We start from the raw sequence: 25,335 nt of genomic DNA on the forward strand, positions 1-25,335 counted from the left end.
TTTTTTATTAGGTAAAATAATACTTAACCTGAACTATGGTTAAGAGATTTACTAACATATTGATTATGGGTGATAGTTAGATTTATTTTCTCTAGCCAGAGATTTACAGTGAAAACAAGGCGAATTTTCGCGTCAATAGCTGGCCTATTGCAAGTAAATTCAACGCAGTTAGCGCTGAAAATAGCTGCTTGAGATAGATTTATTATCCAGAGGTCAGGTTACTTACTTTTCAAGTAAAATATCGTGGATTTTAGCTAAATCAGATTTACCTTCAATAATTTCATCCGGCGTTAAACCTGATAATTCATGCGGGAATACTAACCATTCTTCAGATTCATGAATGTAGTAATCAGGCACTGTATCAACTTTTGAATTTTTTGGCTTGTAGTATGGGCAGGCAATACGAATATCACGTGGTAAGTTTAAACGCATTAGCTCAGAGAGCTTCTCTTTTAACGCCACAATGCTACGACCGGAGTCAAAAACATCGTCAACAATCAGTAAAGAGTCACCTGCATTAGCGTTTTCAACTATGTAGTGTAAACCATGTACTTTGATTTCTTTTGATTGCTTACCAATACCGTAATAAGACGAGGTACGAACCGCAATGTGATCCGTTTCTATGCCTTTGTAATCATAATATTCCTGAACCGCAATCCCGATTGGAGCACCACCGCGCCATATACCAATAATAAAATCTGGACGAAAGCCATCTTTATACACTTGTGCCGCTACGCGGAATGAATCTTCAAGTAATTGTTGAGCCGTGATATAGCACTTTTCTGACATAGTAGGGATCCCAGTGGTATGTATAATATTTGAGCGAGGTTTAAATAAAAATAGATGCCCAAACACGTAATGGCGAAGGATTTTACCGTAAATAAAACAAAATTGCTTGTTTGGCGCATAAAAAAATAGGCACCCTAAGGTACCTATTTTTTTAACTAATGCGTAATCTCAGTAGATTATGCCTTTTCAAGTAGGGTACGTGCTACGGTGCGCATACCTTGTGTAGTTGCACCTGAAGCCCATTGACTTGTGCTACCACCCATATTAAATGCAGCGGCTAAATCAATGTGTACCCAGCCTTTGCCATCGTTTGGCACAAAGCGAGATAAGAAACCAGCAGCGTTAGATGCACCACCGAAACCACCGCCTTTTTGGGCGCGGCTATTTGCTGTATCCGCATACGGCGATGGGCAGTTTTGTTGATGCCATTTTTCAAGTGGTAATGGCCATGCAGCTTCCATTTCTTGTGACGCAAAGTCTTCCACTTCACGCACTAGCTCTTTATCAAGGGCAAACAATGCGTTGTACTCTTGACCAACAGCAACAAGGGCTGCACCAGTAAGGGTTGCTGCATCAATAATAAGCGGAGCGCCTGTCTCGCCTGCGGCCATTAAGCCATCAGCCAATACTAAACGCCCTTCAGCATCGGTGTTTACAATTTCAACGGTTGTGCCATTTTTGTAAGTAAGAATGTCACCTAGTTTGTATGCATTACCCGAAATTAAGTTCTCTGCACAACATAAAAACAACTTAATACGCTTTTCTACGCCACGGCTAATTGCCAGTGCCAAACCTGCGGTTACGGTTGCTGCACCACCCATGTCGCACTTCATACCCAACATGCCTTCGCTTGGTTTAATTGAGTAACCACCTGAGTCAAAGGTAATACCTTTACCAACAAGTGCTGCGCTTACCGGTGCGTTCTCATCGCCAGTTGGGTTGTAATCAAGCTCAAGTAATACTGGCGGACGCTCACTACCACGACCTACGGCATGAATACCAATCCACTGCTGTTCTAATAGCGCATCGCCTTTTATTATTTGATAGCTAACATGCTCTGGTGCAAGTGATTGAATAAATTCAGCGGCTTTTTCAGCTAAGCTCTCTGGGTATATGTCATCGGCTGTGCCATTGATCATTTCACGTGCCCACGTTGCCGATGCTTTTAAATCAGCGAGTTCTTTAAGATCAGATTGTGCGTTATCAACAAACTCAACACCGTTTAGTACTTTTGGTGATACAAAGCCTTGATAAAAAGCCCATTGGCTCTCTGTGCACCATACATCACCCTCAAGAACAACATTTTTAATGCCTTGATTTGCAATTGTACGACCCGCTTTTTGCACATTTTTTAATGTTTCTTGCTCAGATAAATGAACCGTTGCGCCGTGTTCGTTAAAAGATAATGACGCACTTTCGCCCCAATGCCCTGGTGCCAACTGCTCGCTTAATTGAACAACAAATTTTTCACTCATGTTAGAATATCCTTGCACTTAAATGTGCGGTTGAGTTTACTATAGAGCGCTTAAGTTCCCAACTGCTTGAGGTGAATAACCTCAACCCGCCTGTAAACCTCAATTTTACTTACCCTAAACTCGGGTAAAGAAGTTTGCTAACATATTGAGCTATAAAAGCATTTAAGTTTATTATCTCTAGAAAAAGTGAACTCAACGCAGTTAGCGCTAAAACAACTACTTGAAATAAATTTTTTATCCAGCGCTCAGGTTACATAAGGAAGTCATTAATGAAGTACACCCCGCCATTACAATCTGCCACTTTATTAAAGCGTTACAAACGCTTTTTAGCTGATTTAGAGCTCAGTGATGGCACCACTTTTACTGCTCACTGTGCTAATACGGGTAAAATGACGGGCTGTGCCGATGCTGGTTTTAATGCCTTTTATTCCACCAGCAGTAATACCAAGCGAAAATACCCGCAGTCATTAGAGCTGACACAAAATAATGTATCACAGCTTATCTGTGTAAATACCGCTATCGCCAATAAAGTGGTCGAAGAAGCACTAAATGATGGGGTTATTGATGAGCTTACAGGCTATCAACAAATACAAAGTGAAGTGAAGTATGGCAGTGAAAACAGCCGCATCGACTTTTTACTTACCCACAGCAGCAAAGCCAATTGCTATGTTGAAGTAAAATCAGTCACGCTGCTGAGCGAAGATCATCCACAAAGTGGTCAGGGTTACTTCCCTGACGCCCAAACAGTTCGTGGGCAAAAGCATATTCGTGAATTAATCGACATGGTAAAACAAGGGCATCGTGCGGTATTACTATTTGCGGTGCTGCACCAAGGCATCACACAAGTCAGTGCTGCGGCGCATATTGACCCAACCTATGCACAATTGCTTAGCGAGGCCATTGAGCAAGGCGTAGAAGTATTAGCTTATAAAGCACACATTTCAGCGAGTGAAGTTACTTTAATTGAAAAAGTGCCGTTTGTTGACTAGGTAAACAGCGCGCCAGCATTCGTACTGGCGCTCAAAGTGTGCTTACTCTTTATTCATTGATAAATCCATTTCATCAATTAAATTTAGATTAATATCTGCATCTTTAAATAATATAGGCCTTAATACTGGCGTATTTGAGTAAAAACGCGATTGATCATCAAAATGTTCTGAGCTTGAATCTGAACTTTGCGACATAGTCAGTAACCCTTTTGCCACAGGACCATCATCAGTAAAGTTCATCACAAACATCCAGCTCGATCCATAATTAACAGGGTAACCACTGGCTGTTAAATTTGACGCTAACGGTTTACCTGTTATCGCATCATCCAATGTTTGATGATCGATATATGGGATCACCGTAGAAAATGAACGACTGCTACTGCGATCAAAACGATACACATTAAAGCCTCCTTCCACACTCATTGGCCCACTCCAAGGAAGTTGCTCGCCTGAAGCAATACCGCCTGCTAGCGTTTTTTCAACAAATTGCAGCTCACCTAAAGTACTGTTTAATGCCACGCCATTGCTTTGTAAATTAAGCACTGCATGCGCTAAAGCCGTTAACGCAGAGCCATCGGCAAGTAAGGTATTTGGCGTATTTGCAGGGTTGGTCACATCAAAATTATCATATAAGTATTCATCACCATTAAATAAGTGAGCAAACTCTCTGATTAACGCAGCACCTTGTGTATCAAGGTTCATAGCGCCATTCCAGCCCTCTAACACGGCGCAGGCAGCTGTTAGGTCAATACTTGCTCCATTAGTTAGTGTAATCGGTGTTGCGCCACGCGCTTTACACTGGGCAACTAAATCATCAAATACTAATTCACCTAAATAGATACGATTGCCTACTAGCGCATTTTCAAGTTCAGCCAAATCAAACTTACTGTCTTCACCGCCTCCCTCTTTTATGAGCTTCAAACCCATACGGGTACGCAATGATAATGGCTGATGAACATCGCCATATTGCGCAGCAAAGCCCACAAGAGGTTGTTCAAGATTAGTAACCCAATAGCTGTCATTTGAGTTTTGTACGTAGTCAGTGCGACTTAGCTGGGGAGCTTGTTCAAAAGGCACAACGCCTTGCGGCTCAAATAACTTTAAGTTACCAGGTACTAAATCAAAGCCCGTCGACTCTCTAAGTGCAACCAATTCAGGTTGCAAACGAATTGCCATATTTGCGGTATCACCCAGTTTCAAAACGGTGCTGTCATCAACAAAAAAGACATTACCTTCTTTATCGCTGGCCATGGTGTTATTAAATGAAACGCCATCGTATTTAGCAAACGAGGCCTTCATCTCTTCTAAGCTGGTTGCTTGATTAATAGCTGACCACTGAGCAACCACATCCATATTAAATTCATTGGCATCTTTGATGGTAAATGCTTGGCTGTCGTTCCACCCTAAACCATTTGCGGCAGGTGTTTCAATCATTAAACCATGGTGGCTATAGTAAAACGGTTTGCTAAGTGTAATTGTGGTCCCTGGTGCCACAGTTACCTCAACGTTAATTGTTTTTGAAGTAATTTCATAATTATCACCTTCAACGCTGTAACCCATGCGATCATTTTCATTTAGTGCTAGCTGATAAATTAAAAAATGACGTGCTGTAGAAAAAGTATGGGTCCAAGCTATGTGCTCATTAAAACCAATATTGATCACTCCTGGCATCCCTTGCAAACTGCCCCCCATTACATTCATAGCGTTGGGAATGGTTAGGTGTGATTGCCAAAAGCGTAAATTGCCCTCGTGAGGAAAATGAGGATTTGCTAATAGACCACCTTTACCATTGGCCATCATATCTTTACCAAGCCCCCAACCATTTGACCCTAAGTGCTCAAATTTTTTCTCTAGCTTAAATTGCTTTGCTCGCTGATTAATATTGCCTACCATTGAAGACACAGCACTTGGCTGCTCTGACGTAGGCATTGGCAGATACTCATTCGCATCACCCGGGTTTGCTAAAAAAGCGAGCTCTAAAAAGTTAGCCGAGCTGGCTAGCTGCACTGTAGCCATAGAGTACGCCAACATATCTTGTGCTGTTAAACTGGTAACCCAAGGTGCAGAGGCACACTCCGGCGCTAAATTATCAACCCCCGTATCAGTAACGTATTTATTAAAGCCTTGCACAAACCCTTCAAAGTGCGCTCGGCTGTTCTCTTCTAATTGATCATAATTGGCTTGAGCATATTCATTCACACCCAAGGCTTTATAACCAAAGTCAGAAATTAAATGCGTTGAGTCGCCACTGCCTGGTACTTTATCTGGACCATAGTATTTCGAGCGTTCACCGCGCACTTTAATAATTTGATCCATCAATAGACACGCATGATCTTTAGCATAAGCATAACCACTACCAAACGCTAAGCTCTCTAAGTTATCAGCAGTGATATGCGGCACACCGAAGGTAGTCCAACGGATATTCGCATCAAGTTTATTATCGTCATCAAATGCAATTATTGGCGCGCTTGTCTCTGGAGCGGGATCAGGCACCACGACAATTGGTGGTGCAACGTTATTATCATTATCTTCACCACAGCCTACTAAAAGCAGACTGCTGGCGATACAAAGTGAGAGTAAATGGGGCTTCATTGTGGTGTTCCTTGTCATTATTATTGTTTAACTTTACAACCATGCCGTAAATACTTATTAAAATCTTGACCTCAAACGCACAAAATTGACTTTGCCCGCCAGTTAGGGCAGCTTAAACTTTAACCGTCTAGAAAAGGATATTTTATGTATTTTGTAAGTAGCCAAATTATTCGTTCTTTAACTAGTTACTTAGCTTCTCAAGGTCTGAATAAAGAACACTTACTTAATAATATTACTCAAGGAGGGCAGCAACTTAATAACAGTCGCTATAAATACCCGCTTGCTGATTACGAACAGCTCATGAGCATTGGCGCAAAACACTTAAATAGGAACACAGTAGGATTAGAGTTTGGTCAAGCGCTTAATGCGCAAAACTGGGGATTACTTGGGCATATTGCTTTAGTGAGTGACTCTTTATTAAGCGCATTACAACATGCTTTAAAGCTGCATACCTTAGTTAGAAACATTGGCACTATTAGCCTACATCATCACCAACAACACAGCAGCCTAGAATGGCACCCCAAAACACCAGTCACACACTTCATGGCAGATGAGCTTTTTAGTAGCTGGCTTGCTTTTGCTCAACAATGTTGTGAATGGCAAGCCCCGTTGATGCTCAGCCAAATAAAATTAATGCGCCCACAACCGCCCATCAATGAAGTTAAACAGTATCAAAGTGTATTTAACTGTCCTATTGAGTTTAATAGCACAACAAATAGCATGATCTTTGATAGCCAATTACTACACTGCCCACTACAAGGCGCTAATAACGAGCTAGAAACTTTATTAGCCGCACAGGCTATTAACTACAACCACGAAGCTCAGTATATTAGTCAGCTCAAAGCGCTAATAACACAACACCTGCCAGAGCGTTTAAGTGTTCAGCAAGCTGCTCAGGCATTAGCGCTATCAACTCGCAGCCTACAGCGTTACTTAAAACAACAACACACCAGCTACAGCAAAATTATTGACGAAATATGCAAACAACAAGCCCTTATATTACTAAAACAAGGACTCAGTTCGTTAAACATTGCCACTGCGCTGGGCTTTTCTGAACAAAGCGCTTTTCAGCGTGCTTTTAAACGCTGGTATTGCATTACGCCTAAAAAATACTTAACCGAAAAGTAAAAGATAAGTTGTTTTTATTATTTTTGCCCACATAACAACGCCAGTTTATAAACCGATACTGTAATAAAAAAGTATAAACACTGCTTTTGCTACTTTTATATGGGTAAACAGGGTTGAAGCTAATTCGATTATTTAAAAATAAATTTGCCTAGGGTATGAGTTTCTGTTATTTATACCGCCGGCTAATGCTGAGGCATTAAATTAAGGATTTAGGAGAGAGTTATGCCAGACCAAAAAAGACATGGTTTATTGGCTCAAGCCGGTTTAGAACCATACCAAGAAAAACCGGGTGAAGAGTACATGAATGAAGCACAACGTGCTCATTTTAAAACAATTTTAGAAACTTGGCGTAATGATTTACGAAACGAAGTTGATCGTACTAAGTCACACATGCAAGACGAAGCAGCTAACTTTCCTGATCCCGTTGACCGCGCAGCACAAGAAGAAGAGTTCTCATTAGAGCTTCGTACTCGTGACCGCGAACGCAAATTAATTAAGAAAATTGAAAAAACAATCAACTTAATTAAAGAAGACGAGTTTGGTTTTTGTGAGTCTTGTGGCATTGAAATTGGCATTCGTCGTTTAGAAGCACGTCCTACTGCTGATTTATGCGTAGACTGTAAAACACTTGCCGAAATTAAAGAAAAACAAGCTGGACGCGGCTAATTAAGTTATAGCCATGTCTTCTACAGCCGTTACCGCGCAAGTATCTGACTATCGCGGCCGATTTGCACCGTCTCCTTCGGGGCCGTTACATTTTGGCTCACTTGTGGCGGCTGTAGGTAGCTACCTAGATGCAAAAGTTAACCAAGGGAAATGGTTAGTACGCATTGAAGATATAGACACCACTCGCGTTGTTAAAGGCGCAGCCACCGATATCCTAAATACCTTAGACGCCTACTGCCTTAATTGGGATGAAAACGTTGTGTATCAAACACAGCGTCTTACTATTTATCAAGATGCAGTAAACTCACTGTCAAAACAACACCTTATTTATGCCTGCCAATGCTCTCGTAAGCAAATAAAAGCGCTAGGTGGAATTTATCAAGGGCAATGTAAACATAGCCAACTCAGTGAACAGGGTCATGCCCTTCGCTTAACTCAATGCCATGCAACCGTAACTTATAACGACCTTATTCAGGGGCGTATTGACGTTGACCCTGCTCTGGCCCATGAAGATTACATTATAAAACGTAGCGACGGTTTATTTGCCTATCAACTGGTGGTGGTTATTGATGACATTGAGCAAGGGATCAATCGAATTGTACGAGGCGCTGATCTACTTGAACCTACCGCCCATCAAATAAGTCTGTTTAAGCAACTTAATAACCCTATTCCAGAATTTGCTCATTTACCTTTAGCGGTAGCAAAACCCGGATTTAAACTCTCTAAACAAAATTACGCCCCCGCTATTTGCAAACAAAATCCCAAACCAACTTTGATAGCGGTATTTAACTTTTTAGGTTTGCCAACCCACGACCAACTTATGGATTTAACCACAGAGCAATTACTTGCTTGGGGCGTGGCACATTTTAACTTAAGCCGCGTTCCCACTACGCGTGAAATACAGATTTAACGCTCTTTCGCGGATTGGGTATAACAAATTCAAATAAAATCGTTAAAAATGGCTTAATTTCAGCACTGCAACTTAATTTTTCCACCTTGCTGGTATATGATAGCCGCCTAAATATATGCTAATTACATAAAACAGTAAGTACAGCTCTATGAGAAGGTACTTGTTGTCATTTTGATTGCAATGGCGAGTCAATCAACCGCTTCTCTAGGAGACAGACTATTATTTCCAAGCTTTTTCAATTTTGTCGACAAATTATCGGCCCGAATGCCAGTGCCGAAGATGTCGCAATCAGCAGTGAACCGTTGGTGATCCCTCGAGGTGAGCATGGTATTTCTCGCAAACAATTTAGCCCAAATGCAATCAAAGTACTCTATCGCCTAAAAGATGGTGGCTATGATGCCTACTTAGTTGGTGGTTGCATTCGCGATGTATTGTTAGGTCAACAACCCAAAGATTTTGATGTTGTAACCAATGCAACCCCTGAGCAAGTTAAAAAACTGTTTCGTAACTGCCGTTTAATTGGCCGCCGCTTTCGTTTAGCGCACATTGTTTTTGGTCGTGAGATTATTGAAGTGGCCACCATGCGCGGCCATCACGAAGCACAAGAAGACAAAAATCAAATTAGCCAATCAAGCGAACATGGGCAACTACTTCGCGACAACGTATTTGGCAGCATTGAAGAAGATGCCGAGCGTCGTGATTTTTCAATCAATGCCTTATATTACTCAATCAATGATTTTTGTATTTATGATTACGCCAATGGTTTAGCGGCCATAAAGGCAAAACAAATTGAGTTAATTGGCGATCCTGAAACACGCTATCGTGAAGACCCCGTGCGTATGCTTCGTGCAGTGCGCTTTGCTACTAAACTCGATATGCAAATAGCACCTGCAAGCGAAAAGCCAATCACCGCTCTAGCTAGCTTGCTTGATAACATTCCACCGGCACGTTTGTTTGAAGAAATACTCAAGCTGTTTTTAAACGGCAAAGCACAACAAAACTTTTTAATGCTGCGCAAATACGGGTTATTTAAATCGTTGTTCCCTGAACTTGACCGCATTTTAGATAAAAACCCAGGCGGGCTTGAAGAAACCTTCATCAAGCAAATGTTTGCAAACACTGACATTCGCATTAATGCAGAGAAAAAAGTCACCCCTGCGTTTGTATTTGCAGCGTTACTGTGGTTTCCATTGGTTGAACGTACTGAAAAAATTCGACGTCAAGAACAACTCTCTGAATACGATGCCTTTGCCCAAGCAATTAATAAAGTACTTAGTGAGAACGCTCAGCATATTGCAGTACCAAAACGCTTTACGTTAGGCGCCCGTGATATTTGGCATATTCAACAACGTTTAGACAAACGTGCAGGCCAACGTGCCTATCGCTTGACACAGCAGCCTCGTTTTAAAGCCGCTTATGACTTTTTACTACTGCGTGTTGATGCCGGTGAAACTGAGCATACAGAGCTTGCACAGTGGTGGACGCAGTACTTGAGTCAAGATATTAATGGCCAAAAAGAAATGGTGCGAGAGCTAGGTCATCAAGGCGGACCAAAACCACGTAAGCGTCCTCGTCGGCGCACCACTAAAAAACCAGCTGAGTAAATAATGCAACGTGTCTATTTAGGCTTAGGTGCCAACCTTAATACACCTAAAAAACAACTTGATGATGCTGTTGTTGCACTTAAAAACTTGCCTAACAGCGAGTTTATCGCTTGCTCACATTATTATGCGAGCAAGCCTATGGGGCCACAAGATCAACCCGATTATGTGAACGCGGTTGCCTGTATCAATACCTCGCTACAGCCAGAGCAGTTACTTGATTTAACGCAAGCCATAGAGCTGGAGCATGGTCGAGTCAGAAAGGCTGAGCGTTGGGGCGCACGCACACTGGATATTGATATTTTATTATTTGGTGAGCAGGTTATAAATACTAAACGTTTAACGGTGCCTCATTACGGATTAAACGAGAGAGAGTTTGTTGTTTACCCGCTGCAAGAAATTGCACCCGAACTTATTTTACCAAGCGGCGCATCTATCAAACAGATAGCAAATAACCTACCGCTTAACGACTTACAACAATTACCGCTGTAATTAACTAAGGCCACTGTCTGCGAGAATATTATGTCTAAAATAACCGTTTCAACTTTGAATAAAATGAAGGCTGAAAGTAATAAAATCACTGCGTTAACAGCTTATGATGCCAGTTTTGCTAAGTTATTTCATGAGAATGGCGTTGAAGTTGTTTTAGTCGGTGATTCTTTGGGAATGGTATTACAAGGTGGCGATGACACACTCGCTGTGACAAACCAAGAAATTGCGTACCATACTCGCTGTGTTCGCGCTGGAAGCCGTGACCTATTTGTTATTGCCGACCTACCGTTTATGACCTATGCAAATCCAAATGATGCGTGTAAAAATGCCGCAGAGTTGATGCGCGCAGGTGCTAATATGATCAAGCTTGAAGGTGGCGAATGGCTACATGACAGCATTAAATCACTTACTCAGCAAGGTATTCCGGTGTGTGGGCATTTAGGGCTTACTCCGCAATCTGTGCACGTATTTGGTGGTTTTAAAATTCAAGGCCGTGAAGAAGCACAAGCACAAAAAATTATTGCCGATGCAAAAGCATTAGAGGCAGCGGGTGCTCAACTACTCGTGCTTGAGTGTATTCCAAGTGCCTTAGCAAAACGTATTACTGACTCATTAAGCATTCCGACTATAGGGATTGGTGCGGGCAATGTAACCGATGGCCAAATTTTGGTTATGCACGATTTAGTCGGTATTTCTGCAGGCTACATTCCTAAATTTTCAAAAAACTTTTTACTCGAAACAGGCAACATGCCTGCCGCTGTTAAAAAGTATTGTAACGATGTTAAAAGCGGCGTTTTTCCAAGCGCTGAACACGAGTTTAAATAATGCAGTCAATCACTGAAATTAAATCATTACGCAGTCAAATAAGAGCTTGGCGCCAAGCGGGTTTAAGTGTTGCACTAGTACCTACTATGGGTAACTTGCACCGCGGTCACTTTTCGTTGGTAGAAAAAGCAAAAACACTGGCCGACAAAGTCGTTGTTAGTATTTTTGTTAACCCGATGCAATTTGGTGCTAACGAAGATCTAGACAATTATCCGCGTACCTTAGATGCCGATAAACAAGGTTTAGCCGATCTTGAAACGGATATTTTGTTTATCCCCAGTGTAGAGGCTATTTACCCAAATGGCTTAGGGGTGCAAAGTTTTGTTGATGTACCAGGTATTTCGATGGGCTATTGCGGCGGCTCACGTCCTGGTCATTTTAAAGGTGTAGCAACAGTTGTCACTAAACTATTTAACTTAGTCCAACCTGATTACGCCTGCTTTGGTGAAAAAGACTTTCAGCAGCTGCAAGTTGTTAAAACAATGGCCCGTGATTTGTCGATACCAGTAGAAATTATTGGTGTGCCAACGATGCGTGAAGTTAGCGGCCTTGCCATGAGCTCACGCAATGGGTATTTATCAAGTGATGAAAAGCAAACCGCTACGATTTTATTCAACACTTTAAATCACTGTGCGCAGCAACTAAAAAGCGGAAATAAAGCGTTTGCTACTCTTGAAGCTGATGCTAAAGCGACTTTAGAAAGCGCAGGGCTAAAACCAGATTATTTTTCGATAGCTCAACGAGATACATTAAAAGCTGCTACACTCGAAGATACACGATTTGTTATTTTAGCTGCCGCCTTTTTAGGAAGTGTTAGATTAATCGACAATATACAGGTTGAAGTTTAATACTGGTGTAGCCTCACTTTAAGGATAAGTATGAAAACTTTTATTAAAACCACTCTAGTGGCTTTTTCTTTTGCAGCATTGGCAGGGTGCCAAAGCCAAGCAGGTAATCCAGCACTTAACCAATGCGCTCAGCAAAGTTATCAATGCGAAACCAGCTGTGAACAACAAACAACCACCGACAGCCTTAAGTCACAGGTTTGCTCATCTAAATGCATCGAAGCGTATAATCAATGCAAAGTACAAGCTGAAAACTTAAGTAAAGCTGACTAATATCAATCGGCATAAATTGTAAACCAAAAAAAACCGCTCATTTGAGCGGTTTTTTAATTATTAGCGGTTTATTTTAAGCCTAACTTTTTCAACTCAACTTCAACTAGCTTTGCAGAAAGTGGCACATAACCATCTTTTTCTACAATTTTTTGACCTTCTTGCGAAAGTACCATCTTTAAAAACTCAGCTTCAACTGGGCCAAGTGGCTTATTTGGGTGTTTATTTACATAAACATATAAGAAACGTGAAAGTGGGTATTTACCTTGAGCTACGTTTTCAAGCGTGGCATCAACAAAGTTAGTACCTTTTTTAGATAACGGAACAGTACGCACACCCGATGTTTTATAACCAATGCCAGAATAACCAATGGCATTTAGTGATGCTGAAATTGACTGTACAACAGAAGCTGAACCCGGTTGCTCGTTCACGTTATTACGAAAATCGCCTTTACATAAGGCTTTCTTTTTAAAGTAACCGTAAGTCCCTGATACTGAGTTACGTCCATATAATTGCACGTCTTTTGCAGCCCAATCACCTTCTAGACCAACATCACTCCAGCGGTTTACTTGCTCTGGTGCGCCACATTTACGTGTTGATGAGAAAATAGCATCGATTTGGTCAATACGCAGCCCTTCAATTGGGTTATCTTTATGAACAAATACCGCCAATGCATCAATTGCTACACGTACTTGTGTTGGCTTATAGCCATAGCGCTTTTCAAATGCTTCAATTTCTTTCGACTTCATAGCACGGCTCATTGGACCTAAATTTGCCGTTCCTTCTGTTAATGCTGGTGGCGCAGTAGACGAACCTGCCGCTTGAATTTGAATATTTACATTTGGGTAAATACGCTTATATTCTTCAGCCCAAAAGGTCATCATATTGGCTAACGTATCAGACCCTACCGATGAAAAGTTACCTGATACACCGCTAATTTTTTGATACTCAGGCATACCGTCTTCTAATGCTACTGCTTGCGCAGATACAAATGTTGTAACAGCCACACCCATTGCGGCAACTAAGTTTTTAAATTTCATTTTGGGGTTCTCCAGTTTGTTCGTCCCATTTCCTAACTGCGGTTCACTCTAAAGTGAGTACATGACAATGGTGTGACTCTTAAATGACACTTTTATGACTAGCAGTATTACTCGTCACTAATGGCGGAATAGAGATCAGCCTATCGCTTGAAAACGCAAAAGAAAAACAGGAGCCTTTACCCAGTTCACTGTTAATTTTTAATTGGCTACCATGGCGAGTAAGTACATGTTTAGTAATTGCTAAGCCTAATCCTGAACCTCCTGTGGTGCGGCTTCTGGCTTTATCGACCCGATAAAAACGCTCAGTTAAGCGATTTATATGCTCTGGTGCAATACCATCACCATTATCGGTAACACTAAAACATGCCTGTTCATTGTTGCGCTGCCAACACACCTCAATTTTACCATCTGGCTTAGTATAATGAATGGCATTAAATACTAAGTTTGAAAACGCACTTCTGAGCTCATCCTCAGCACCGGTAATATCAAGTGACGCATCAATATTAAAAATAAGTTGATGGCCTTTATCTTGATTTATAGACTGTGCTTCAGTTTCAATCAGTTTTAGCAATTGCGGTACCTTTACTGCCTTATCATTACTGTGGCGTTTTGCGCCTTCAATACGTGATAACGAAAGTAACTGGTTCACTAAACTATCCATGCGTTTACATTGTTCTAGCATGGTAGTTTGTGCCTTATTCCACATTGCAGGCGGAGGAAGCGAATCACTGTCGAGCATTTCAAGGTAGCCGGTAACAACCGTTAAAGGGGTTCTGAGCTCATGAGACACATTAGCAACAAAGTCTTTACGCATCTGCTCAAGCTGCTTTAAACGGGTGACATCACGTACTACCACCAATAACTGAGTGTTAGCATAAGGCATCACCCTAAACTCAAGTACTTGTTCTACACTGTGGCCACTTTCAAGCTCCAGTGCATCACTAAACTCTTTACGGCGCATATATTTAGCAAATTTAGGATCGCGAATGAGGTTATCTAAACGCTGACCATGATCAACCGGCCATTGTAACCCTAACACTTTGAGTGCAAGTTGATTACACCACACAATTGATAAATCGTTTTGCAATACAACAACAGCATCAGGCACCGCCTCAGCACCGTCACGAAAACGGCGTATCAGCTCTGCCAGTTCGTTACGCTTTTTACGATTACGATGTTGCAGCTGATAGATGCCTTCAAATACTTGCTCCCACGACCCCTCACCTTCAGGTGGGTTAAAGCTGCGCTGATTATGCAGCCAATCACTTAAACGATAAAGTTGATGGTAATGCCACATAAGTAGCGAAAAAGCGCCCAAAAACAACATCAAAAATGGGGCACCAATAAGCACCCCAATTAAAAGTAAAGGTATAAAATAGACAAACAGCCGCTTTGTTAGCGCCTGCTTGTTAATAACTCGATACATACACGCTCTTTACCTTATAAACGCTAGCAGACAAGTTGACTGAGCTAGGTTAATAGATTGCTACTTAACTAAGTAAGCTTAATTGTAAGCACACTATAATTTACTCGAAAAGCGATAACCAGCTCCGCGTACCGTTTGTACTAAGCGGTCGTGTCCAAGCGTAGCAATCGCTTTACGCAAGCGACGAATATGAACATCTACTGTTCTGTCTTCAACATACACATTCGTGCCCCATACATGATCAAGCAGTTGCTCACGGCTGTAAACCCGCTCTGGATGGGTCATAAAAAAGTGTAATAGTCTAAATTCGGTTGGCCCCATATCAAGCTCACTGCCCCCTGAGGTAACACGATGCGAAATAGGGTCTAGGCGCAGGCCGTGCACTTCAATTGCTTCTTCTAAAGAGGTAGGTGCTACTCGGCGAATAACCGCTTTGATACGCGCCATTAACTCTTTAGGTGAAAACGGCTTAGTAACGTAATCATCAGCACCGACTTCTAAACCGCGTATTTTGTCTTCTTCTTCGCCGCGAGCAGTCAGCATAATGATAGGGATTTGGCGTGTGTGTTCATTTTGTTTGAATTTTTTAGCGATTTGAATTCCACTACCACCAGGTAGCATCCAATCGAGTAACACCATATCTGGATAAGGTTCTACCATTGCGGCTATTGCAGAATCATAATCTTCTGCCTCAATGGCTTGAAAGCCATTTTGTTCTAAAACAAAAACCAACATTTCCCTGATAGGTGCTTCGTCATCAACGACTAATACTTTACGTGACATTCCAATTTATCTCTTAGGCTATTGAGTAGGTTTCATTATTATGACTAAGTATGACATTTTTATTAAAGTGTAACGTCTAAATTAAAATGAGACTAAAAAAAACACAAAATAGTAACAAAAAATTGAATATGTCATATTTTTATCATCTTGAGCAGTAAATAAAAAAGTGGTTTGCAGTAAAGTGAGTCGTTATTAAAGGCACTATTTATGATATTAACTTGGGATCATCAAATTACTAACTAGCAGCTATTTTTAGGCTTAATAATAAAAGTCGGCACCTATTTAGATCAGGTTTATTAAGATCTTAAATACAAGGATCAGAGTTTTATCAAGCAGATCCCTTTTCGGATCACTATTTTACCCACTAACAAAGCTAAACCAATGATTTACTGTGTGATTTTTATCCATTAATTATGATATTCGACACTTAAAAGTACAAAATGCGTCACTTTAAGCCCTTCACTTAGTAAAGTAATGATCCCAGATAAGGTTAGTTAGTAATCGAGTGATCCCAGATTTATCGGTAAGTAAAATACTGATCTCTTACAGATCAAAAAAGCCAGTGCGTAAGCAACTGGCTTTTTATGATGAGTGCGAGAGTATCGCCGTTATTGGCTCATTATTTTATTTTTGGGTTTAACTCACCGCTTAAGTATTTAAGGTGCATTTCATCAAGTGAAATTGGCTTAATTTTACTTGCTTGACCCGCAGTACCAAACGCTTCGTAACGGGCGATACAAATATCAGTCATCGCTTGTGTTGCAGCGGCTAAAAACTTACGTGGGTCGAAATTCGACGGGTTCATTGCTAAATGACGACGAATTGCACCGGTAGACGCTAAACGTAAGTCAGTATCAATGTTTACCTTACGCACACCGTATTTAATCCCTTCAACAATTTGCTCAACTGGCACACCGTATGTTTCAGGAATTTCGCCACCGTATTGGTTAATCACTTCTAACCACTCTTGTGGTACAGAAGACGAGCCATGCATTACTAAGTGCGTGTTTGGAATACGCGCATGAATTTCTTTAATACGATCAATCGCTAAAATGTCGTCGGTTGGTGGACGAGTAAATTTGTAGGCACCGTGTGATGTACCACAGGCAATAGCCAGCGCATCAACATGGGTTTTATTTACAAAATCTGCCGCTTCTTCTGGATTCGTTAGCATTTGCTCTGTGGTAAGTTTACCCTCAGCGCCAACGCCGTCTTCTTCACCCGCTTCACCGGTTTCAAGTGAACCTAATACACCTAGCTCACCCTCAACTGAAACACCACATGCGTGTGCCATTTCAACTGTTTTACGTGTTACATCAACGTTGTAATCGTAGCTTGACGGAGTTTTACCATCGCTCATTAACGAGCCATCCATCATTACTGATGAAAAACCTAACTGAATTGAACGCTGACATACACCCGGTGATGTACCGTGATCCTGATGCATAACCACGGGGATATGTGGCCATTCTTCAACTGCCGCTAAAATCATATGACGAATAAAAGGTGCACCGGCATACGCACGTGCGCCCGCAGAACCTTGAACAATAACAGGGCTGTTTGTTTTATCAGCCGCTTCCATAATTGCGCGCATTTGCTCTTGGTTATTTACATTAAACGCGGGTACACCGTAACCATGCTCAGCGGCATGATCCAGAAGTTGTCGCATACTGATTAAAGCCATTGGGTATTCTCCAATTTATCGATAGTCATTAAACTATCTAGTTTGAACGGATTTGTTAGTTTGGTGCAATAACTGCACCTCGAACCTTAAAGCTCAATGCCTAAAATTCGAATTAAATAACTAATAAATAAAAGTGAGAGGTATTTATCAGTTAAGTGTAGCAGATGCGGACACTCCACATCTGCCTAACGGCTAGCTAATACTTTACGTATTACTTAGCACGTGATTCTAACATCACTACTGCTGGCAGTTTTTTACCTTCTAAAAACTCTAAGAAAGCACCACCACCGGTAGAAATATACGAAACTTTGTCACTAATGCCGTACTTGTCAATTGCTGCTAAAGTGTCACCACCGCCTGCAATTGAAAACGCTTTTGAATCAGCAATTGCTTGGGCAATAGCACGTGTACCATTACCGAACTGATCAAATTCAAAAACACCGACTGGGCCATTCCATACAACGGTGCCCGCATTAGCAATAATTTTTGCAAGTTTGTTTGCTGTATCAGGGCCAATATCAAAAATCATATCGTCGCTGGTAACTTCGCTTACATCTTTAAGTGTTGCTACAGCTGATTCTGAGAATTCATTACCCACAACAACATCAGTCGGTACCGGAATTTCACCATTGTTAGCTTTTGCTGCTGCACATAAGCGATTAGCTTCGTCCATTAAGTCAGCTTCAAAAAGGGACTTACCTACAGGATAACCTGCAGCTGCAATAAAGGTATTAGCAATACCGCCACCGGTAACAAGCTGGTCAACAATTTTAGATAACGAATCAAGTACGGTTAACTTAGTTGACACTTTAGAGCCACCCACAATCGCCACGAGCGGGCGTGCTGGGTTATCAAGTGCTTTGCCTAGCGCTTCAAGTTCAGCCGATAATAATGGACCGGCACACGCTACATCAGCAAATAAACCTACACCATGCGTTGATGCTTGTGCGCGATGCGCAGTACCAAAAGCATCCATTACGTACACGTCACATAATGCAGCTAATTGCTTTGATAAGGTTTCGTCGTCTTTTTTCTCGCCTTTATTAAAACGCACGTTTTCAAAAACAACGACTTCGTTATCTGCAACATCAACGCCGTTTAGGTAATCTTTTTCTAGGCGAACTGTTTGCTCAAGTGCATCATTTAAGTAATCGACAACCGGAGCCAATGAAAACTCTTCTTCGTATTGCCCTTCCGTAGGACGGCCAAGGTGTGACATAACCATCACTTTCGCGCCTTTCTCTAACGCTAGTTTGATAGTAGGTAACGCAGCACGAATACGTGCATCTGACGTCACTTTTCCTGCTTTAACGGGTACATTTAAATCTTCACGAATTAATACGCGTTTGCCGTTTAAATCTAAATCTGCCATTTTAATGACCGACATGAACATCTCCTTAGTTAACGATACTGAACCTGAAAAATACGTTTAAAATATTACTTAAATGCCATCATAGCACGCGCGGTATCGAGCATGCGATTCGCAAATCCCCACTCGTTATCACACCAAACTAATAACTTTATCAGTCGTTTATGACTAACACGTGTCTGTGTGCCATCTATGATACAAGAATGTGGGTCATGGTTAAAATCAACCGATACCAATGGCTCTTCGGTGTAACTTAAAATACCTTCAAGGCGGTCTTTAGCTTGTGCTTTAAGGGCATTATTAACCGCACTTAAATCTACATCTGCATTAACCGTGACACTTAAATCCATCGCCGTCACATTAATGGTCGGTACACGGACCGCAATGGCCTCAAAGCGACCTTTAAATTTAGGTAAAATACGGTCTATACCACGGGCTAATTTTGTATCTACAGGAATAATAGACTGGCTGGCGGCACGCGTACGGCGTAAATCATGATGATACGCATCAATCACTTGCTGATCGTTCATTGACGCATGAATGGTTGTAATAGCACCTGATTCAATGCCAAAAGCATCATCGAGTACTTTAATAACAGGAACAACGCAGTTGGTGGTACACGAGCCATTAGAGACAATAGTATGCTCGCTTTTAAGCTCATCGTCATTAATACCGTAAACAATAGTGGCATCAACATCATTATCCGCAGGATGTGAAAACAGCACCTTTTTTGCGCCCGCAGTCAAATGTAACTGTGCGTGCTCACGTGAGTGGTAAACCCCCGTACATTCAAGCACCACATCAACATCTAACGTTTGCCACGGTAATTCAACTGGATTTTGTTCACAAAATAACGCAATGGTGTCATCAGCAACGCTGATAGTGTCTTCACCTAGTTTAACTGGAAAAGCAAAACGACCATGAGAGGTGTCGTATTTTAATAAATGGGCAATAGCTTCAGGGTCGGCTAGTTCGTTAATTGCAACAATTTTGATCTCGTCGCTTAAGCCTGATTCGTATAGTGCACGGACAATATTTCGACCAATACGACCAAAACCATTAATTGCAAGTTTGATTGCCATGAAATATAAAATCCACTCTAGTTACGTACAGAGAAAGGCAGCGTCGCCTTTTAGATGGCGGTATTGTAATCGACCTTGCCTGTGATTATAAGAGCCAAGCATTAGAAACTTTAAATTAACGTCATAATCAACACACACTGCACTTTTACTTTTAGCCCTGCTAGTGGGTATTTGCACTGTTTGCTATTTTAGTTTTAAATCAAACACCACCTTTATTGATGCTTTAACGCTTATTGTTGCGCCTAAATATTGCTGCTGCATAAATGGATTCTCGTTATTACTAGCAACCATACTATTTCTGTGGCTAGATAAAATAATGTGCTTAACACCGCCCGCGTCATAATCGTAATCTGAGCTGCTGGAATTTGCACTGATACTGTAAACGTTGCCAAGTTCAGCGCCAAAAGCTTGAGCGAGCTTATTTCCCTTCGCTTTTGCGTTATCGATTGCTAATTGTGTTGCCTCTGCCTCTAACTGATTAACTTTAGAGGATAAACCATTAATTTTTTCGATATTGTCTATTTTTAAGCTTTGAGCAAAATTAATAAATTCATCGACTTTTTTAATATCTTTTAATGTGACTTTAACTGTTTTCAGGGCTAAATACTTATCGCCTGAAACAGTCCCAGATTCTGTACCAATCATAGTGTATAACTTGCTTTTTAAACCAGATATATAAACATCGTCTTGGCCAAAACCGTATTTGTCTGATTGTTCAAGTAGCAAGCTAATCCGGCCATCAAGCTCACGTTTAGCCTCAAGTAATGTATCTTCAGTGCTTTTTACTTCAAATATAATTTGAGCCATATCTGGCTCAACAAATACCTCAGCTGACCCCTGCACTGCAATATGACGATTAGCTGGCACGCTTGAATTAGCAAAAGTAATAAGAGGGAATAAGGCAATAAAAATAGCGATGATAAGTTTCATATTCGTTCCTTGAATTCATAATAAATCACACGTTCCCATAATTATACAAATAAAAACAAAAGTAAACTGCCTCATTAACCAAGTATTTATGCATTCTTTATAGGTTGGGTTTCGCTTCGCTCTGCCCAACCTACGTCAACTCGACTACTTTGAGCTCCTTACCGGCGCTTATTTGATGGCATTGGGCTAATAACAACTCAGCAGTAGCTTGTGCATCGGTAAGGGCGTGATGACAATGATAGCTTGGTAAGTCGTAGCGTTTACGACATTCATTAAGAGTTAAATCGTCTAATTTTATATCTGAGCTATGTTTTAGCAGACGCTTTTTTTCTATTTGTAAGGTGTCGATAATCAACTTGGGGCGCTGGGTGATCCCTGCATTTTTTAGTGCTAACTTTAAAAAACCCCAATCGAGCATGGCATTATGAAATACTAAAATACAGTCACTAAAGTGAGCGCTTAAAGACGTTAAAATGCTTTGTAAACTTTGCCCTTGTGCCACCGAGTCAGTACTAATGCCATGAAAAACGGGGCTCTGCTCTAGACTTTTCACCTCTTTATTAACCAAATGCTGCGACTGACTGTTTTTGATACATTCGTTATCAATAAGTACCCAAGCAACCGAAACAATTTCATGTTGTTTAGGATCAAGCCCTGTTAATTCCAAATCAATCACTAAGTAACGTTGCTTTAAAGCACTTTGCATGAGCAAGTGGCGGCGCTTTAAATAACGAGTAATAAGCTGCTTAACCATTGTTGTTACAAACTCCCACGCGCAAATTTAAACGCCGCGCCTTGCTGCGCTTGTTTTACTAGGTAAAACGCTTCTTTAAGCTGATGACGCTCTAACGAATTGAGCTTATCTGGGTTTATACAATTGCTGGGTAACCCCTCTTCGTTTATTTGTGTGCGCAGCCGAAGCTGAGTTAAAAATCGCCAACAATCTTTTAAATTATAAATATCTTCTTTGCTTAACAATGAATACTTTAATAAGGCGTCTAATCGCTCTTGGGTGTTAGCACGGCGGATGCCTACTTTTAATGCATACAGCCTTGCCAGATCGTTAATGATCACTACCCCGCGCTTTTTAAGATCGATGTATTTGTGGTGCTGCTCGGTTTTTTCGGTTTTAAAGTTATTGAATAAACCAATCGGCGCGCTGTTGGTATTCACATCGCTGGCCATTGCCGCATAAAAAAGATCGTTGCGAGAAATATGGGTTAACTCTTCACAAAACTGGCTATAAAGCGTGGTTGATCCTTCAATAAAACGCAGATCAAAAAATATTTTACAGTTGAGCATTGCCTGGGGTGTGGGGCTGGTGATCCACTTTAAAAACTTCGCCCGCCAATCACTAACACTCATTCGACACGCATCACTGCTGGCCATAATGTTACCAGGGCAACGACGAATACCGCATTCAACTAAGTTTTCACAAACAAATTCACCCATTTGTTTAAAGTACGCGTGCTGCTCATCGTTTAGACCATCGGGTAATAACAAGCCATTATCTTGATCTGAATGCAGTGTTTGCTCTTCGCGCGCTTGAGAGCCAAAACAAATAAAGCTAAAGCTCGTAGGTGCAACACCATGTTGTTGTTGAAATAAAAATATTAGCCGCGAGGTTAGCGCATCGGTTAAACCGCTGAGTAGTTTTCCAATCAGTGAAATATCATCAATATTATTAGAAAACCCCTTTAATAACTCAGGAATTTCTTTAGCGTAACGCTTTAAATCAGCGACATTATGCGCTTTATAAATACGACCAATGAGCTGGACAGGGTCGCTTTTTTGTTGACGTAGTAAGTCTGTACTAGTGATCATACCTAGCGGTTTATGATTTTCATCAAGCACAGGTAAATGATGAATATTATGCTTAAGCATTAAGTGTAGCGCTGAAAACACACGATTATTTTCAAATATAAACTTAGGCTTATTGGTCATAATACTATTGATAGCTTGCGCGGGGTCCACCTCATCAGCAAGCACTCGATTACGTAAATCACGGTCAGTAACCACCCCAACAAGGTGCGAGTTTTCGGTGATCATTATTGAAGAAACCCCATGCTCTTGCATTTTTTTAGCACTATGACGGATGCTGGCATCGGGGGGCAGCGTTATCGCTTTGCGAGTCATGATCTCTGATATTTTACGCTCAGACCAACTGTCGTTGTTGCTCTTATAATGCGATGACAGTAATCGATTTGCATGTGCACGGACAAAGTATTGCTCAAAGGCTTTATATTCTCGGCGTAAATAATCAAAATGCGTTTGGTCGAGCATATACACTATGCCCTCTTTTTGTACTTCTAAACTGTTTTGAATTGCATCTCCCGTTAGTAAAGAGGGGTAACCAAAGTAATCACCTTGAGTTAAACGCGTTACCGTATCGCCTTTGGCATCGACTAAATCGTATAACCCGGAGCGTATTAAAAATAACTTAGGCTGTTCACTGTTAAGCCATTGCGTTTGGTTTTCTCGGGTCAAATAAATACTATCGAGATGGTTTACAAAATAACTGCAGGCACTGTCTTGTAACATTGAAAATGGTGCTTGCTTGTTAATAAACTGCGCGACTTCCTGTTGCTCACTACTCATAAATCATCCTCAATAAAAAAGCGACTTAACCTGAAATGTAGTCATTTTTTAAACAAATAAAAAGCCCGACTTAAGTCGGGCTTTGATGCGTTATATCATTAGCTATATGGATTAGTGAGCATGTGCTTCACTAGACCCTTTAGGATTACGAATGCCTTCCACCATTTCTTGGATTTCAATTGGTGTTGGTTTAGTCATTTTCATTACAACTGCTGCTACTGCAAAGTTGATCATCATACCGATTAGACCAATCCCTTCAGGTGAAATACCTAGGAACCAATTTTCTGGGCTATTAAGCTCAGGGCTCACAAACTTAAAGTAGATGATATAAGCCGCAGTAAAGGTAATACCCGTTACCATGCCAGCAATCGCACCAAATTTGTTCATTGATTTAGAGAAAATACCCATAATAATTGCAGGGAAGAAGCTCGCTGCCGCTAAGCCGAAGGCAAAGGCTACAACCGAGGCCACAAATCCTGGCGGGTTAATCCCAAAGTAGGCGGATATTACAATAGCAATCATCGCTGCTAACCTCGCTGCAAGTAATTCTTGCTTGTCGGTTATATCCGGTTTGAGTGTCCGTTTTAGCAAATCGTGCGATACTGAGGTTGAAATAACCAATAGTAAGCCCGCTGTAGTCGATAGTGCCGCGGCAATACCACCAGCAGCAACGAGTGCAATAACCCATGCTGGTAAGTCGGCAATTTCAGGGTTCGCTAGTACCATAATATCGCGGTCAACGTTTACTTCGTTCGCGCTATTAGGGTCAGTGATTTTACCTGATGTGTAAAACATTTTGCCGTCACCATTTTTATCATTAAAGGTAATTAGGCCTGTACGTTCCCAGTTTTTGATCCATGCAGGCGCATCTGCATACGCTGTGCCGCTACCGTCTTTACCATTAATGGTGTCAATCATGTTTACACGGGCAAACGAAGCTACTGCAGGTGCTGTTGTGTAAACAATAGCAATGAACACCAGTGTCCACGCCGCTGAAATACGTGTGTCCTTTACGCGAGGTACAGTGAAAAAGCGAACAATTACATGTGGTAAACCAGCAGTACCCACCATAAGAGCACCTGTGATTGCAAATACATCAATCATGCTCTTCGAGCCTTCAGTGTATTGGCCAAAGCCCAACTCAGTACTTAAACCATCTAATTTATCCAATACATACATGCCTGAACCATCACTTAGCGTGGCACCAAACCCCGTTTGTGGGAAAAAGTGACCGGTTGCCATCATAGAGATGAAAATAGCCGGTACTAAATAAGCAAATACCAGTACACAGTACTGCGCAACTTGCGTGTAAGTAATGCCTTTCATGCCACCAAGTACAGCATAAAAGAAAACAATAATCATACCGATGTAAACGCCGGTTTCAATTTCAACTTCTAAGAAACGAGAGAACACCACACCCACACCACGCATTTGACCCGCAATGTAAGTAAAACAAATAAAGATGGCACATAAAATAGCCACTAAACGCGCAGTACGTGAGTAGTAACGATCCCCGATAAAGTCTGGCACAGTAAACTTGCCGAATTTACGTAAGTAAGGCGCTAAACACATGGCCAGTAGTACATAACCACCCGTCCACCCCATTAAGTAAACACTACCGTCATAGCCAGCAAACGAAATAATACCTGCCATTGAAATAAATGACGCAGCACTCATCCAATCCGCAGCAGTTGCCATACCATTGGCTAGTGGAGGTACACCACCACCGGCAACATAGAATTCATTTGTTGACCCTGCACGAGCCCAGATTGCAATGCCGATATAAAGCGCAAAGCTTAAACCGACGATTATAAAAGTGAGTATTTGAACATCCATTGCTT

The 25,335-nt window shown here is 41.3% G+C and carries 22 protein-coding genes; 9 read left to right on the forward strand and 13 right to left on the reverse strand.

Going from position 1 to position 25,335, the window contains the following annotated elements:
• Positions 1 to 222 precede the first annotated feature (222 nt).
• Both ND6B_RS14510 and pepB read right to left on the reverse strand, forming a co-directional pair.
• Positions 223 to 789 carry a phosphoribosyltransferase gene (locus ND6B_RS14510; RefSeq protein ID WP_008111161.1) on the reverse strand — a complete coding sequence of 189 codons (567 nt, stop codon included), beginning with the start codon at positions 787 to 789 and terminating at the stop codon, positions 223 to 225.
• Between the two features lie 176 nt (positions 790 to 965).
• Positions 966 to 2,264: an aminopeptidase PepB gene (pepB, locus tag ND6B_RS14505; RefSeq protein WP_028835718.1), complete on the reverse strand. Its 1,299-nt coding sequence runs from the start codon at positions 2,262 to 2,264 to the stop codon at positions 966 to 968.
• 269 nt (positions 2,265 to 2,533) lie between these two features.
• On the opposite strand from pepB, the gene sfsA reads away from it, so the two are divergent.
• Positions 2,534 to 3,253, forward strand: a complete 720-nt coding sequence (sfsA, locus tag ND6B_RS14500) for a DNA/RNA nuclease SfsA (protein ID WP_033102863.1) — start codon at positions 2,534 to 2,536, stop codon at positions 3,251 to 3,253.
• Between the two features lie 42 nt (positions 3,254 to 3,295).
• On the opposite strand, the gene ND6B_RS14495 is transcribed toward sfsA, so the two are convergent.
• On the reverse strand, positions 3,296 to 5,845 hold the full coding sequence (locus ND6B_RS14495) for a penicillin acylase family protein (protein ID WP_033102864.1): 2,550 nt from the start codon (positions 5,843 to 5,845) through the stop codon (positions 3,296 to 3,298).
• A 144-nt stretch (positions 5,846 to 5,989) separates the two neighbouring features.
• On the opposite strand from ND6B_RS14495, the gene ND6B_RS14490 reads away from it, so the two are divergent.
• The 8 genes from ND6B_RS14490 (at position 5,990) to ND6B_RS14455 (ending at position 12,585) form a co-directional block, all read left to right on the forward strand.
• Positions 5,990 to 6,973, forward strand: a complete 984-nt coding sequence (locus tag ND6B_RS14490; protein WP_033102865.1) for an AraC family transcriptional regulator — start codon at positions 5,990 to 5,992, stop codon at positions 6,971 to 6,973.
• Between the two features lie 222 nt (positions 6,974 to 7,195).
• On the forward strand, positions 7,196 to 7,639 hold the full coding sequence (gene dksA, locus ND6B_RS14485; RefSeq protein ID WP_013465738.1) for an RNA polymerase-binding protein DksA: 444 nt from the start codon (positions 7,196 to 7,198) through the stop codon (positions 7,637 to 7,639).
• A gap of 13 nt (positions 7,640 to 7,652) precedes the next feature.
• Complete coding sequence (gluQRS, locus tag ND6B_RS14480) at positions 7,653 to 8,549, forward strand: tRNA glutamyl-Q(34) synthetase GluQRS (RefSeq protein ID WP_033102866.1); 897 nt, start codon at positions 7,653 to 7,655, stop codon at positions 8,547 to 8,549.
• A 305-nt stretch (positions 8,550 to 8,854) separates the two neighbouring features.
• Positions 8,855 to 10,153: a polynucleotide adenylyltransferase PcnB gene (gene pcnB / locus ND6B_RS14475; protein WP_024602358.1), complete on the forward strand. Its 1,299-nt coding sequence runs from the start codon at positions 8,855 to 8,857 to the stop codon at positions 10,151 to 10,153.
• 3 nt (positions 10,154 to 10,156) lie between these two features.
• Positions 10,157 to 10,642, forward strand: coding sequence for a 2-amino-4-hydroxy-6-hydroxymethyldihydropteridine diphosphokinase (gene folK / locus ND6B_RS14470; RefSeq protein ID WP_016900471.1), 486 nt, complete (start codon positions 10,157 to 10,159; stop codon positions 10,640 to 10,642).
• 30 nt (positions 10,643 to 10,672) lie between these two features.
• Positions 10,673 to 11,467: a 3-methyl-2-oxobutanoate hydroxymethyltransferase gene (gene panB / locus ND6B_RS14465; RefSeq protein ID WP_016900473.1), complete on the forward strand. Its 795-nt coding sequence runs from the start codon at positions 10,673 to 10,675 to the stop codon at positions 11,465 to 11,467.
• Positions 11,467 to 12,315, forward strand: coding sequence for a pantoate--beta-alanine ligase (gene panC / locus ND6B_RS14460; RefSeq protein WP_016900475.1), 849 nt, complete (start codon positions 11,467 to 11,469; stop codon positions 12,313 to 12,315). The genes panB and panC overlap by 1 nt, the downstream gene beginning before the upstream one ends.
• A 30-nt stretch (positions 12,316 to 12,345) precedes the next feature.
• Complete coding sequence (locus ND6B_RS14455; protein WP_013465744.1) at positions 12,346 to 12,585, forward strand: hypothetical protein; 240 nt, start codon at positions 12,346 to 12,348, stop codon at positions 12,583 to 12,585.
• 68 nt (positions 12,586 to 12,653) lie between these two features.
• On the opposite strand, the gene ND6B_RS14450 is transcribed toward ND6B_RS14455, so the two are convergent.
• The 10 genes from ND6B_RS14450 to ND6B_RS14405 form a co-directional block, all read right to left on the reverse strand.
• Positions 12,654 to 13,622, reverse strand: coding sequence for a PstS family phosphate ABC transporter substrate-binding protein (locus tag ND6B_RS14450; RefSeq protein ID WP_013465745.1), 969 nt, complete (start codon positions 13,620 to 13,622; stop codon positions 12,654 to 12,656).
• A gap of 79 nt (positions 13,623 to 13,701) precedes the next feature.
• Complete coding sequence (phoR, locus tag ND6B_RS14445) at positions 13,702 to 15,048, reverse strand: phosphate regulon sensor histidine kinase PhoR (RefSeq protein ID WP_033102867.1); 1,347 nt, start codon at positions 15,046 to 15,048, stop codon at positions 13,702 to 13,704.
• Positions 15,049 to 15,141: 93 nt separating this feature from the next.
• Complete coding sequence (phoB, locus tag ND6B_RS14440) at positions 15,142 to 15,831, reverse strand: phosphate regulon transcriptional regulator PhoB (RefSeq protein ID WP_013465747.1); 690 nt, start codon at positions 15,829 to 15,831, stop codon at positions 15,142 to 15,144.
• 619 nt (positions 15,832 to 16,450) lie between these two features.
• Positions 16,451 to 17,515 carry a class II fructose-bisphosphate aldolase gene (gene fba, locus ND6B_RS14435; RefSeq protein WP_008111197.1) on the reverse strand — a complete coding sequence of 355 codons (1,065 nt, stop codon included), beginning with the start codon at positions 17,513 to 17,515 and terminating at the stop codon, positions 16,451 to 16,453.
• 211 nt (positions 17,516 to 17,726) lie between these two features.
• Positions 17,727 to 18,902, reverse strand: a complete 1,176-nt coding sequence (locus tag ND6B_RS14430) for a phosphoglycerate kinase (RefSeq protein WP_016900480.1) — start codon at positions 18,900 to 18,902, stop codon at positions 17,727 to 17,729.
• 50 nt (positions 18,903 to 18,952) lie between these two features.
• Entirely contained in the window at positions 18,953 to 19,966 is a 1,014-nt protein-coding gene (epd, locus tag ND6B_RS14425; RefSeq protein WP_016900482.1) for an erythrose-4-phosphate dehydrogenase, read from the reverse strand.
• Positions 19,967 to 20,149: 183 nt separating this feature from the next.
• Complete coding sequence (locus tag ND6B_RS14420; RefSeq protein ID WP_033102868.1) at positions 20,150 to 20,896, reverse strand: SIMPL domain-containing protein; 747 nt, start codon at positions 20,894 to 20,896, stop codon at positions 20,150 to 20,152.
• A 130-nt stretch (positions 20,897 to 21,026) separates the two neighbouring features.
• Complete coding sequence (locus tag ND6B_RS14415; protein ID WP_033102869.1) at positions 21,027 to 21,650, reverse strand: 3'-5' exonuclease; 624 nt, start codon at positions 21,648 to 21,650, stop codon at positions 21,027 to 21,029.
• 5 nt (positions 21,651 to 21,655) lie between these two features.
• The gene (locus ND6B_RS14410; RefSeq protein WP_013465753.1) at positions 21,656 to 23,494 is read right to left on the reverse strand and encodes a DUF294 nucleotidyltransferase-like domain-containing protein; all 1,839 of its coding nucleotides are present in this window, start codon (positions 23,492 to 23,494) and stop codon (positions 21,656 to 21,658) included.
• 111 nt (positions 23,495 to 23,605) lie between these two features.
• Positions 23,606 to 25,330: a sodium:solute symporter family protein gene (locus ND6B_RS14405; protein ID WP_016900488.1), complete on the reverse strand. Its 1,725-nt coding sequence runs from the start codon at positions 25,328 to 25,330 to the stop codon at positions 23,606 to 23,608.
• Between the last annotated feature and the right edge of the window lie 5 nt (positions 25,331 to 25,335).

It is taken from the genome of Pseudoalteromonas sp. ND6B (genome assembly GCF_000764215.1).
In the GTDB taxonomy this organism is placed as follows: domain Bacteria; phylum Pseudomonadota; class Gammaproteobacteria; order Enterobacterales; family Alteromonadaceae; genus Pseudoalteromonas; species Pseudoalteromonas tetraodonis.